Consider the following 12,485-nt stretch of genomic DNA (forward strand, 5'->3'; position numbering starts at 1 on the left):
GTCCACCCGTAGATCTTCGACTTCCGAGAGAGATTCACAGACATGGCGAACTACACCGCCGCTGACGTCAAGAAGCTCCGCGAGCTCACCGGCGCCGGCATGATGGACTGCAAGAAGGCCTTGGTCGAGGCCGACGGCGATGTCGACAAGGCCGTCGAGGTGCTCCGCGTCAAGGGCCAGAAGGGCGTCGCCAAGCGCGAGAGCCGCAGTGCCGAGAACGGCGCCGTCGTCTCCCTCGTCTCCGACGACAACACCTCCGGCGTTCTGCTGGAGCTGAAGTGCGAGACGGACTTCGTCGCCAAGGGTGACAAGTTCCAGGCCGCCGCCAACTCGCTCGCCGCGCACGTGGCCGCGACCAGCCCCGCCGACATCGAGGCGCTGCGCGCCTCCGAGATCGAGCCCGGCAAGACCGTCCAGGCATTCGTCGACGAGGCCAACGCCAATCTCGGCGAGAAGATCGTCCTGGACCGCTTCGCCCAGTTCCAGGGCGACGGCAGCTTCGTCGGCACGTACATGCACCGCACCATGCCCGACCTCCCGCCGCAGGTCGGCGTTCTGGTCGAACTGGACAAGGGCAGTGCCGACGCCGAGACGGCCGCCGCCGTCGCCAAGGACGTCGCGCAGCACATCGCCGCGTTCGCGCCGAAGTACCTCACCCGTGAGGACGTTCCGGCCGACGTCGTCGAGAACGAGCGCCGCGTTGCCGAGGCCACCTCCCGCGAGGAGGGCAAGCCCGAGGCCGCGCTGCCCAAGATCGTCGAGGGTCGCGTCAACGGCTTCTTCAAGGAGGTCACCCTCCTCGACCAGCCGTTCGCCAAGGACAACAAGAAGTCCGTCAGGAAGGTCCTGGACGAGGCCGGTGTCACGCTGAAGCGCTTCGCGCGCATCCGCGTCGGCGCCTGACGTTCCGGACATCGTCCCGGGGCCGAGCACCCGGGACAGCGCAGTCGTACGCGATCGACGATGGACCCCGCTAGGGTCTATTGCAGTCGCCGGCCGAACACGCGCCGGACGGCCGCAGATCTGACGAGGAGGCCATTGCCGCTAGGGACACAGACCCATCGGCAATGGCCTTCTTCGTATGTGCACGAGGAGATCCCCATGAACAAGGGCGCGGACGCCACCAAGTCCACCGACGACAACAGCGACCCCGGCAAGAAAGCCGGGCGCTTCATGCTGAAGCTGTCCGGTGAGGCGTTCGCCGGCGGGGGAGCGCTCGGCGTCGACCCCGACGTCGTACACGCCATCGCCCGTGAGATCGCCGCCGTCGTGCGGGACGGGGCACAGATCGCCATCGTCATCGGCGGAGGCAACTTCTTCCGCGGTGCCGAACTCCAGCAGCGCGGCATGGACCGGGCGCGTTCCGACTACATGGGCATGCTCGGCACGGTCATGAACTGCCTGGCCCTCCAGGACTTCCTGGAGAAGGAAGGCATCGACTCGCGCGTGCAGACCGCCATCACCATGGGGCAGGTCGCGGAGCCGTACATCCCGCTGCGCGCCGTACGGCATCTGGAGAAGGGACGCGTCGTCATCTTCGGCGCGGGCATGGGGATGCCGTACTTCTCCACCGACACCACCGCCGCCCAGCGCGCCCTGGAGATCGACGCCGAAGCCCTGCTGATGGGCAAGAACGGCGTGGACGGGGTCTACGACTCCGACCCCAAGACCAACCCCGACGCGGTGAAGTTCGACGCGCTGGAGTACGGCGAGGTGATCACCCGCAACCTCAAGGTCGCCGACGCCACGGCCGTCACTCTCTGCCGCGACAACGCGCTGCCGATCCTTGTCTTCGAGCTCCTCACGGAGGGCAATATCGCGCGCGCCGTCAAGGGTGAGAAGATCGGCACGCTCGTGAGCGACCAGGGCACCCGGGCCTGAACTCGGGCTGCCCCGCACGGGGATGGACAAAGCCCTGCCGGTCGGACACCGTGCAGGAAAGAAGACGCGACGCAGGTTCCGCCGGCCCTGTAAGCACACCGGGCCCACTCAAGACACGCAGGAGCAAGTGGTGATCGAAGAGACCCTCCTCGAAGCAGAGGAGAAGATGGAGAAGGCCGTCCTGGTCGCCAAGGAGGACTTCGCCGCGATCCGCACCGGTCGTGCGCACCCGGCGATGTTCAACAAGATCGTGGCGGACTACTACGGTGCGCTGACCCCGATCAACCAGCTGGCCTCGTTCTCGGTGCCCGAGCCGCGCATGGCCGTGGTGACGCCGTTCGACAAGAGCGCGCTGCGCAACATCGAGCAGGCCATCCGCGACTCCGACCTCGGGGTGAACCCGAGCAACGACGGAAACATCATCCGGGTGGTGTTCCCCGAGCTCACGCAGGACCGCCGCAAGGAGTACATCAAGGTCGCCAAGACCAAGGCGGAGGACTCGAAGATCTCGATCCGCTCCGTGCGCCGCAAGGCCAAGGAGACGATCGACAAGCTGATCAAGGACGGTGAGGTCGGCGAGGACGAGGGCCGCCGCGCCGAGAAAGAGCTCGACGACACCACGGCGAAGTACGTCGCCCAGGTCGACGAGCTGCTCAAGCACAAGGAAGCCGAGCTGCTCGAGGTCTGATGAACGACTCTTCCTGGGGGGCCCCGCCGACCGCCGGCTACTGGGGACCGCCTGACCAGGGGGCTGCCCCGGCGGGTCCCGCATACGATGAGCTTGACGCACAGCAGACTCGGCCCATGCCCATCGTGCCCGACGTACCCGCGAGCGGCGGGGCCCAGGATGACGACCGGGGGGCTGCTCGGCCGGGCGGCCCCCTGTTCCGTGACGAGACTTCGCAGGAGCCCATGTCCGCCCCTCCGCCACCTCCTCCGAAGAAGCGGGCGGGGCGCGATCTGCGCGCGGCCATAGGGGTCGGTGTGGGTCTCGGCGCGGTGATCGTGGCGTCCCTCTTCATCGTGAAGGCCGTGTTCATTGGCGTCATAGTGGTCGCCGTCGTCGTCGGACTGTGGGAGCTGAGTTCCCGGCTCAACGAGAAGAAGGGCATCAAGGCGCCCCTCGTCCCGCTCGCGCTCGGTGGCGCGGCAATGATCGTCGTCGGCTACGTACGGGGCGCGGAGGGCGCCTGGGTCGCCACCGCTCTCACGGCACTGGCCGTGCTCGCCTGGCGCATGACGGAGCCGCCCGAGGGCTATCTCAAGGACGTGACGGCGGGCGTCTTCGCGGTGTTCTACGTGCCTTTCCTGGCGACGTTCGTCGCGATGATGCTCACGGCGGACGACGGCGCGCAGCGGGTCCTCACCTTCCTGGTGCTCACCATCGTCAGCGACACCGGGGCTTACGCGATCGGCTGGCGCTTCGGCAGCCACAAGCTGGCACCGCGCATCAGCCCCGGCAAGACCCGCGAGGGTCTCTTCGGCGCCATCGGATTCGCCATGGCGGCGGGGGCGCTGTGCATGCAGTTCCTCATCGACGACGGCACCTGGTGGCAGGGGCTGCTGCTCGGTCTCGCCGTGGCGGCCAGTGCCACGCTCGGTGACCTGGGAGAGTCGATGATCAAGCGGGACCTCGGGATCAAGGACATGGGCACGCTGCTGCCCGGTCACGGCGGCATCATGGACCGCCTCGACTCGCTTCTGCCGACGGCCCCGGTCGTGTGGCTGCTGCTGGTGGTGTTCGTCGGCTCGGGCTGACCCGTATCCGTACCGGTTACCCTGGTAAGGCCCGCCGTCCCGGACGGCGGGCCTTACTGCGCTCCGCGGTCGCGGGGCCCGTCACATGAGGTCTCCTGGCACCCGCAGCGTGCCCGTGTCCCTCCCGCGGTGGGCGGGGACACCGGCCTCGTCGTACCGAGGAGAAAACAGCTCATGGCACCGCCCAATCCCGGAGAACTCACCTTCGTCGCGCCCCGCGGCGCCAAGAAGCCGCCGAGGCACCTGGCCGACCTCACACCGGAGGAACGCAGCGAGGCCGTGGCGGCGCTCGGTGAGAAGGCGTTCCGTGCCAAGCAGCTGTCGCAGCACTACTTCGCACGGTTCGCGCACGACCCCGCCGAGTGGACGGACATCCCCGCCGCCGCGCGCGAGAAGCTCGCCACGGAACTGCTGCCCGACCTGATGTCCGTGGTGCGGCACATCTCCTGCGACGACGACACCACCCGTAAGACGCTGTGGCGGCTGCACGACGGCACGCTCGTCGAGTCCGTCCTGATGCGCTACCCGGACCGCGTCACCATGTGCATCTCCTCGCAGGCCGGCTGCGGTATGAACTGCCCGTTCTGCGCCACGGGACAGGCGGGCCTGGACCGCAACCTGTCAACGGCGGAGATCGTGCACCAGATCGTGGACGGAATGCGCGCGCTGCGCGACGGTGAAGTCCCCGGCGGCCCCGCGCGGCTGTCCAACATCGTTTTCATGGGCATGGGTGAACCGCTCGCCAACTACCGCCGCGTCGTCGGGGCGATCCGCCGGCTGACCGACCCCGAGCCGGACGGCATCGGACTCTCGCAGCGCGGCATCACCGTCTCGACGGTGGGCCTGGTGCCCGCGATGCTGCGATTCGCCGGCGAGGGCTTCAAATGCCGCCTCGCCGTATCGCTGCACGCGCCCGACGACGAGCTCCGCGACACCCTCGTGCCGGTCAACACCCGTTGGAAGGTGCGGGAGGTGCTGGACGCAGCCTGGGAGTACGCGGAGAAGTCCGGCCGTCGGATCTCCATCGAGTACGCCATGATCCGCGACATCAACGACCAGGCGTGGCGGGGCGATCTGCTGGGCCGGCTGCTCAAGGGGAAGCGGGTGCACGTCAATCTGATCCCGCTCAACCCGACACCCGGGTCCAAGTGGACGGCCTCCCGCCCCGAGGACGAGAAGGCGTTCGTCGAGGCGATCGCGTCCCACGGCGTGCCGGTGACGGTGCGCGACACCCGCGGTCAGGAGATCGATGGGGCGTGCGGTCAGCTGGCGGCCACGGAGCGCTGAGCGCGGCGACGGGACCCCGACGGGGCCCATGTACGCTGGTTCGAACGAATTACATATTCCGACAGGGGAGCGCCACAGCGCTGAGAGTGCGGCAGAGACTCGGACGAGCCTCACGGCCGCAGACCCTCTGAACCTTGCCCAGGTCATTCTGGGTAGGAAGTTCGGACATCACTCAAGCTGTTGCGCCCTGCCCTGCTCCGGTCCGCCGGTGCGGGGCAGGGCCGCGTCTTCTCCTGGACATCCCAGGAGGAATTCAGTGCGTACCACGAAGAGAATGACGGCCGGCGCCCTCGCTGCCGCACTTGGCGTCTCCGTGCTCGCCGCGTGCGGCGAGTCCGACGACTCCACGTCGTCGGACGTCGCGAAGTCCAAGGGTGTGACGCTCGTCGCCCATGACTCGTTCGCCGCCTCGGACTCCGTACTCAAGGAGTTCACCGAACAGACCGGCTACACCGTCAAGGTGCTGAAGAGCGGCGAGGCGGGCGAGGCGCTCAACAAGGAAATTCTCACCAAGGGCTCGCCGCAGGGCGACGTCTTCTTCGGCGTCGACAACACCCTGCTCTCCCGCGCCCTCGACAACGGCCTGTTCACGCCGTACGAGGCGAAGAGCCTCGACCAGGTCCGCGCCGACGTACGGCTCGACGACGCCGAGCACCGTGTCACGCCCGTCGACACCGGCGACATCTGCGTGAACTACGACAAGAAGTACTTCACCGACAAGAAGCTGGCGCCGCCGCAGTCCTTCGCCGACCTGACGAAGCCCGCCTACAAGGACCTGCTCGTCGTCGAGAACGCCGCGCAGTCCTCACCTGGTCTCGGCTTTCTCCTCGGCACCGTCGCGGCGTACGGGGACGACGGCTGGCAGGACTACTGGAAGCAGCTCAAGGCCAACGGTGTCCAGGTGGTGGACAGTTGGGAACAGGCCTACAACGAGGAGTTCTCCGGCTCGGCGGGCGGCAAGAAGGCCAAGGCGGAGCGCCCGCTCGTTGTCTCGTACGCGTCGAGCCCGCCTGTCGAGGTCCTGTACGCCGATCCGCAGCCGAAGGAGGCGCCGACCGGCGTCGCCACGAGCACCTGCTTCCGGCAGATCGAGTTCGCCGGTCTGCTCCAGGGCGCGAAGAACGAGGCGGGCGGCAAGGCTCTGCTGGACTTCCTGGTGAGCAAGACCTTCCAGGAGGACATGCCGCTCAACATGTTCGTGAACCCGGTCGTCGACGGTGCGAAGCTGCCCGCGCTCTTCACGGACCACGGCGCCGTGGTCGACAAGCCGGAGACCGTGGCCCCGGAGAAGATCGCCGAGAACCGTGACGAGTGGATCCAGTCGTGGTCCTCACTCGTCGTCAAGTAGCCGCGAAGGGCGACCGGGAGGGTGACACGGCCACGCGTACGGAGGCGGGGCCGGTCGTCCGGGGGACGGGGCGAGGACGGGGCCGGGAGCCGGGCCCCGTGGTGCGGGCCGCACGGCGCCGGGGGAGCGTCGTACGGCTCTGCCTCATGGCCGTGCCCGTCGCGTTCTTCGCGGTCTTCTTCGCCTACCCCGTCACGGCGATTGTCGGCCGCGGGCTGAAGACGGACGGCTCGTGGCACTGGGGCCGGTTCGGGGACGTGCTGAGCCGGCCCGACATCGGGCAGGTGCTCTGGTTCACGACGTGGCAGGCCGCGCTCTCCACGGCCCTCACGCTGCTGATCGCGCTCCCCGGCGCCTACGTCTTCGCGCGCTTCGAGTTCCCCGGCAAGCAGCTCCTGCGCGCCGTCGTGACGGTGCCGTTCGTCCTGCCGACCGTTGTCGTCGGCACGGCGTTCCTCGCGCTGCTGGGGCGTGGTGGCCTGCTCGACGAGCTGTGGGGCGTGCGGGCGGACACCACGGTGTGGGCGATTCTCCTCGCGCACGTCTTCTTCAACTATGCGGTGGTCGTCCGCACCGTGGGCGGCCTCTGGGCGCAGCTCGACCCGCGTCAGGAGGAGGCCGCGCGGGTACTCGGCGCCGGCCGGCTCGCGGCGTGGTGGCGAGTGACGCTGCCCGCGCTCGTCCCCGCCGTCGCCGCCGCGGCGCTGATGGTCTTTCTCTTCACCTTCACCTCCTTCGGCATCGTCCAGATCCTGGGCGGCCCGGCGTACTCCACCCTGGAGGTGGAGATCTACCGGCAGACCGCGCAACTTCTCGACCTGCCCACCGCCGCCGTTCTGACGATGGTGCAGTTCGCCGCTGTCGGCGCGATTCTGGCGCTGCACGCCTGGACCGTACGCAGGCGGGAGGCCGCCCTGAAACTGGTCGACCCCGCCCGGACGGTGCGCAGGCCGCGCGGAGCCGGCCAGTGGGCGCTGCTCGCCGGCGTACTCGGCACCGTCCTCCTGCTGATCCTGCTGCCCCTCGGCGTGCTGATCGAGCGATCGCTCGACGGCCCCACCGGATACGGCTTCGACTACTACCGGGCGCTCCGTTCGGTGGAGGCGAGCGGCGGCACCTTCCTCGTGCCGCCTCTGGAAGCGGTCTGGAACTCCCTGCGCTACGCCTTGACGGCGACGGTCATCGCCCTGGTGGTGGGAGGGCTCGCCGCTGCCGCTCTCACCCGGCGGGCGGGGCGCCTCGTACGGGGCTTCGACGCGTTGCTGATGCTCCCGCTCGGCGTCTCCGCCGTGACCGTCGGCTTCGGGTTCCTGATCACTCTCGACAAGCCGCCGCTGGACCTGCGGGCGTCATGGATCCTGGTGCCCCTCGCCCAGGCGTTGGTGGGGGTCCCCTTCGTCGTCCGCGTCATGCTGCCCGTACTGCGCGCGGTGGACCGGCGGTTGCGGGAGGTCGCGGCCGTTCTCGGTGCCTCGCCCTTGCGTGTGTGGCGGGAGGTCGATCTGCCGATGGTGCGGCGGGCGGTACTGGTGGCCGCCGGGTTCGCCTTCGCCGTCTCGCTCGGTGAGTTCGGTGCCACGGTCTTCATCGCGCGCCCCGACCGGCCGACGCTGCCGGTGGCAGTCGCCCGGCTGCTGGGGCGGCCCGGCGATCTCAACTACGGGCAGGCGATGGCACTGAGCACGGTGCTGATGGTGGTGTGCGCCGTGTCGCTGCTGGTGCTCGAACGTATCCGTACCGACCGTTCCGGAGAGTTCTGATGGCCCTGCTCACACTTGAGGACGTGACCGTGCGATTCGGGCGACGTAAGGCGCTCGACGCGGTGGATCTGGAGATCGCCGCGGACGAGATCGTCTGTGTGCTGGGTCCGAGTGGCAGCGGCAAATCAACCTTGTTGCGCGTCGTCGCCGGGCTTCAGACACCGGACACCGGGCGGGTGTTGCTGGAGGGGGCCGACCAGGCGGGGGTGCCGGTACACCGGCGCGGCGTGGGACTGATGTTCCAGGACCACCAGCTCTTCCCGCAGCGCGACGTCGGCGGCAACGTCGCGTTCGGACTGCGCGTGCGCGGCGAATCGCGCGGCGAACAGCGGCGACGTGTCGACGAGTTGCTTGATCTCGTCGGCCTGCCGGGTGCCCAGCGCCGCGCCGTCTCCGCGCTTTCCGGCGGTGAGCAGCAGCGTGTGGCACTCGCACGGGCGCTTGCCCCTCGCCCCCGCCTGCTCATGCTCGACGAACCGCTGGGCCAGCTCGACCGGAGTCTGCGCGAGCGTCTGGTCGTGGAACTGCGCGGCGTGTTCGGCCAGTTGGGGACGACGGTGCTCGCCGTCACGCACGACCAGGGTGAGGCCTTCGCGCTCGCCGACCGGGTCGTGGTGATGCGCGACGGACGCGTCGCCCAGACCGGCACGCCGGTGGAGGTCTGGCAGCGGCCGGCGTCCGCGTTCGTGGCGCGCTTCCTGGGCTTCGACAACGTCGTGGCGGCCACCGTGGAGGGTGACGTCGCCGACACTCCCTGGGGCAGGATTCCGGTACCCCGCGCTTCGCCGCAGGGTTCACGCGCGCTGTTGGTGCGTCCCACGGGGGTACGGCTCGGCGCCCCCGAGGACGGAATGCGCTGCACCGTCGGGGCGCGCACGTTCCGCGGCAGCCACGTCGCCGTTCTGCTGCGCCCCACGGACGGGCCGGAGGTCGAGGCGGAGTGCGGCCTCCGCGACGTCCCCGACGAGGGAGCGACCGTCGGGGTCTCCTTCATCGCCGAGGACGTGGTGGTCCTCGACGACCGGGGGCCGGATTCGATCCACGTCGCGAAGGGCGAGGCATCAACAGAGGCCCCAACAGACGCCAACGGGGCGGACTGACGCGGCCTCGCCCGGCGCGTCGAGGTCGGTCAGCGGGAGAGCCGGGCCAGGGCCTCGGGCGCCTCGGCCACCGAGTCGACGAGCGCGATGCGTGATTCCATCGAGCGCTCCCGCGCCGGCGACATGAGCAGCGGCCAGGCGGGCAGCCGCTCCGTCCAGTGGGCGCGGTCGACGAGCACCATGGGCGTCGGCTCGCCGCGTGACTCGTAGTAGTCCGGCGTCGCGTTGTCGAAGACCTCCTGGACGGTGCCCGCAGCGCCGGGAAGGAAGATGACGCCCGCGTTGCAACGGGCGAGCAGACCGTCCTCACGGGTCGCGTTGGCGAAGTACTTCGCGATGTGGCCCGCGAAGGCGTTCGGCGGTTCGTGGCCGTAGAACCACGTGGGGATGCCCACGGAGCCGTCGCCCCTGGGCCAGCGGCCCCGTACCTCGAAGGCGGCGCGCGCCCAGTCGGAAATCGACGGGCTGAACGACGGTGTCTTGGCGAGGATTTCGAGTGCTCGTCCAGCATGTCGTCGGGATGCGGGGCGGCGTACGCGCCCAGGTTGGCGGCCTCCATGGCGCCGGGGCCACCGCCGGTCGCCACGGTCAGCCCCGCACGGGCCAAATCGCGGCCGAGGCGAGCCGCTCCCGCGTACGCGTCAGTGCCCCACGCCATGGCGTGGCCGCCCATCACGCCCACGACCCGTGCGCCGACGAGGAGTTCGTCCAGGGCGTCCGAGACCGCGTCGTCGTGGACCGACCGCAGCATCGAGGAGAGTATGTCGCCGTCGGCCTTGGTGCGCTGGAACCACTCGTAGGCGAGGGCGTCCGGTGTCGCCTCGTACCCGCCCTCGTCCAGCCCCTCGAAGAGTTGCTCGGGGGAGTAGAGCGGGCCCCGGTACGGGTCGAACGGGAGATGGGGGACGGGAGGGAAGACCAGTGCCCCGTCGGCCCGTATCTTCGCCGCGGCGTCCGGTGCCATCGGGCAGCCGAGGAAGACGGTCTCGGAGGTGTCGGTGGACAGCAGCGCGAGCGTACGGCCCGTCAGGTCGACCGACTGGACCCGGAAGCCGCTGAGCGTCCCGCCCAGGATCACCTGGTCGAACTCGTCGAGAGATTCGATCTCGCGGTCCAGGCCGTCCGCCCGGTGCTCCCAGAGCCCCTCGGCGCTCCGGGCCGCTGCCTGTTGTGCTTCATGCCCGTCGTGTCCCGCGCCGTTCACCACGCGGACACGATAGGCCCAACGTTCGAACGGGGCGCCGGAGTTCGGGAAGGCGGCCGGTTCAGCCGGCGAGCGGCACGGCGGCCAGTGCGGCGATGATCCACGTCAGCGGTCCGAAGACGGCGAGCAGCGCGCCCGCCCGCAGGGCCGCCGCGGTACGCAGGAGCCCCGTGGGCGCGCCCACCCGCACCAGCGCCGCCGTCGGATCGGTGCGGGTGTGCTTGGCCTCCAGGACCGCCATCAACAGCGTCGCGACGGTGCAGCCTACGACAAGCGTGGCGCCGAGGCCGGTGAGCGGCCCGAACTGGCGCTCGTCGCCGGGGCCGTACAGGGCCGCGGCGGCGAATCCCCCGGAGATCACCGCACAGACAACGCCGAGCGGTCGGCCGATCCGTACCGCCTCGTCCATCAGGATTCGCCCCGCGAGCAGACGGGTCGCGCCGGGGCGCAGCATCTGCAGGAGTTGGCCGCAGAGGTACGCGATGCCGGGTCCGGCGAGGGCCAGGCCGAGCGCCGTCAGTGACCAGCCGGCCAGGACGCCGGCCGGGCTGCCTTCGAAGCGTCCCGGCATCGGCAGGGGCGCCCCGGAGCCGCTCCTGCTCGCGTAGGTCTCGACTGCGAGTCCCGCCGCGGTGAGCGCGACGCCCCAAGGGAGCCCCGACGGGGCGGGCTTGGGCGTCGAGGGCGGCTCGGTGTCGGTGTTTTCGGCCGACCCCGTGCTGCGCGGACGCAGGGCGAGTCCGGTGGCCACACCGGCGAGCACGGGTACGACGGCGAGCAGAGTGAGGGCGGCGGCCAGCGGCAGCGGCTGTCCCGCGCCGAGCAGATCGGCCGCGGCACCGTCGAACGGAAGCCCTGTGATGTCGCCGCGCAGATGCAGGAAGAACAGCAGCGCCACCATGCTGCCGACGGCGCAGGACAGTGTGGTCGACGCGGCGGCCAGCGCGGTGAGTTGAGCCGGACCGAGCCCGACAGCGGAGAGACCGGAACGCGGCCGGGTGCTCGGGTCCGTACGGGCCACGGCGACCGCGAACTGCAGCGTCGCGGCGAGTGGGAGCACGCACCACAGCAGGCGCAGCAGCGATCCGGAGGGGTGGTTCACGGCCCAGCCCAGGGTGCACAGGAGGAGGAAGCCGACCCCCGCCGACGCCGCGGCGACCAGCAGCCTGCGCAGCAGGACGAGGGGGTGGCTGCCCCGGGCTAGACGGAGAGCGAGCACGCTGCCTGGCCCTCCGCCTCGGTCGGCCGCAGGGCGCCCACGCGGTGGCCGTCGACCAGGGTGACGGTGCGGTCGGCGAGTGTCGAGACCTCGTCGTCGAGGGTGGCGAGGATGACGGTGATGCGGTGGGAGCGCGCCGCGGTCGTCAGCGTGCGCAGGACCTGGGCGCGCTCGGCGGCGTACAGCGGCGCCGTCGGTTCGTCGGCGAACAGTACTGAGGGCGTGCTGACCAGGGAGCGGGCGACGGCGACGCGCTGGCGCTGCGACTGCAGCAGGGCGTGCGGACGCTTGCGCGCGCACATACCGACATCGAGCCGCTCCAGCCACTCCGTGGCAGCCGCCTTCGCCGCGCGGCGGGAGGAGCCGCGCAACAGCAGCGGCAGAGCAGCGTTCTCCCAAGCGGTGAGCTCCGGGACCAGGACCGGATCCGAGTCGATCCAGCCGAAACGGTCGCGCCGGAGCCGTTCACGCAGGGACGGGGGCATCGTGTGGACGGCGGTGCTGTTGAACCAGACCTCGCCCTCCTCCGGGACGAGCTGGCCCGAGAGGCAGCGCAGCAGAGTCGTCTTGCCGCTTCCGCGCGCGCCGTTGACGGCGAGGATCTCCCCTTCACGCACGCCGAGCGAGACGCCATTGAGCGCGGGTGAGCCGTTGTGCGAGTGATGCAGGGAACGCGCCCAGAGCACGTCGTTGTCCGGCGGGGCAACCATGGCGTACACCTCGGTTCGGATCAGGCTCGGTTCAGAGATGACGTACCGCGCCCCGTCCGGGGGAACGAAGGCGAAGCCGATCGGTCAATGCACCGTAAGGATCGGGAACGAGGTGCGCGGACAGCACGCGGCCCGGGTGCCCCCCTTTGCACTCGAACGGGGGCACCCGGGCCGTCATGCGGATCAGGCGCGGGCAAGGCACCTGCGGGGCGGCGTAC

Annotated in this window: 10 protein-coding genes, 1 pseudogene and 1 riboswitch; of the genes and pseudogenes, 8 read left to right on the plus strand and 3 right to left on the minus strand. The window is 70.1% G+C overall.

What is annotated here, in order from left to right; translation table 11 throughout:
* Positions 1-42: 42 nt before the first annotated feature.
* The 8 genes from tsf (at position 43) to SSPS47_RS25200 (ending at position 9,134) form a co-directional block, all read left to right on the plus strand.
* Positions 43-903 (plus strand): translation elongation factor Ts, encoded by an 861-nt coding sequence (gene tsf, locus SSPS47_RS25165; RefSeq protein ID WP_164252973.1) that lies wholly within the window; start codon positions 43-45, stop codon positions 901-903.
* Between the two features lie 198 nt (positions 904-1,101).
* Positions 1,102-1,881, plus strand: a complete 780-nt coding sequence (gene pyrH, locus SSPS47_RS25170; RefSeq protein ID WP_164252974.1) for a UMP kinase — start codon at positions 1,102-1,104, stop codon at positions 1,879-1,881.
* Positions 1,882-2,011: 130 nt separating this feature from the next.
* On the plus strand, positions 2,012-2,569 hold the full coding sequence (frr, locus tag SSPS47_RS25175; RefSeq protein ID WP_078074826.1) for a ribosome recycling factor: 558 nt from the start codon (positions 2,012-2,014) through the stop codon (positions 2,567-2,569).
* Positions 2,569-3,639 (plus strand): phosphatidate cytidylyltransferase, encoded by a 1,071-nt coding sequence (locus SSPS47_RS25180; RefSeq protein WP_164252975.1) that lies wholly within the window; start codon positions 2,569-2,571, stop codon positions 3,637-3,639. The genes frr and SSPS47_RS25180 overlap by 1 nt, the downstream gene beginning before the upstream one ends.
* Before the next feature lie 174 nt (positions 3,640-3,813).
* Positions 3,814-4,926 (plus strand): 23S rRNA (adenine(2503)-C(2))-methyltransferase RlmN, encoded by a 1,113-nt coding sequence (rlmN, locus tag SSPS47_RS25185; RefSeq protein WP_164252976.1) that lies wholly within the window; start codon positions 3,814-3,816, stop codon positions 4,924-4,926.
* A gap of 53 nt (positions 4,927-4,979) precedes the next feature.
* A riboswitch (TPP riboswitch) is annotated at positions 4,980-5,103 on the plus strand.
* Positions 5,104-5,182: 79 nt separating this feature from the next.
* A complete protein-coding gene (locus tag SSPS47_RS25190; RefSeq protein WP_164252977.1) occupies positions 5,183-6,274 on the plus strand; it encodes a thiamine ABC transporter substrate-binding protein in 1,092 nt (363 codons plus the stop codon).
* A 146-nt stretch (positions 6,275-6,420) separates the two neighbouring features.
* A complete protein-coding gene (locus SSPS47_RS25195) occupies positions 6,421-8,034 on the plus strand; it encodes an iron ABC transporter permease (RefSeq protein WP_164254970.1) in 1,614 nt (537 codons plus the stop codon).
* 5 nt (positions 8,035-8,039) lie between these two features.
* Positions 8,040-9,134: an ABC transporter ATP-binding protein gene (locus tag SSPS47_RS25200; RefSeq protein WP_164254972.1), complete on the plus strand. Its 1,095-nt coding sequence runs from the start codon at positions 8,040-8,042 to the stop codon at positions 9,132-9,134.
* Between the two features lie 29 nt (positions 9,135-9,163).
* Here SSPS47_RS25200 and SSPS47_RS25205 read toward each other — a convergent pair.
* The 3 genes and pseudogenes from SSPS47_RS25205 to SSPS47_RS25215 all read right to left on the minus strand — a co-directional run bounded on the left by SSPS47_RS25205 (position 9,164) and on the right by SSPS47_RS25215 (position 12,267).
* Positions 9,164-10,251, minus strand: a pseudogene (locus SSPS47_RS25205) (Rossmann fold nucleotide-binding protein).
* A 148-nt stretch (positions 10,252-10,399) separates the two neighbouring features.
* On the minus strand, positions 10,400-11,557 hold the full coding sequence (locus SSPS47_RS25210) for a hypothetical protein (protein WP_164252978.1): 1,158 nt from the start codon (positions 11,555-11,557) through the stop codon (positions 10,400-10,402).
* Positions 11,539-12,267 (minus strand): ATP-binding cassette domain-containing protein, encoded by a 729-nt coding sequence (locus SSPS47_RS25215; protein WP_164252979.1) that lies wholly within the window; start codon positions 12,265-12,267, stop codon positions 11,539-11,541. The genes SSPS47_RS25210 and SSPS47_RS25215 overlap by 19 nt, the downstream gene beginning before the upstream one ends.
* Positions 12,268-12,485 lie beyond the last annotated feature (218 nt).

The organism is Streptomyces sp. S4.7, assembly GCF_010384365.1.
Classification (GTDB): Bacteria; Actinomycetota; Actinomycetes; order Streptomycetales; family Streptomycetaceae; genus Streptomyces.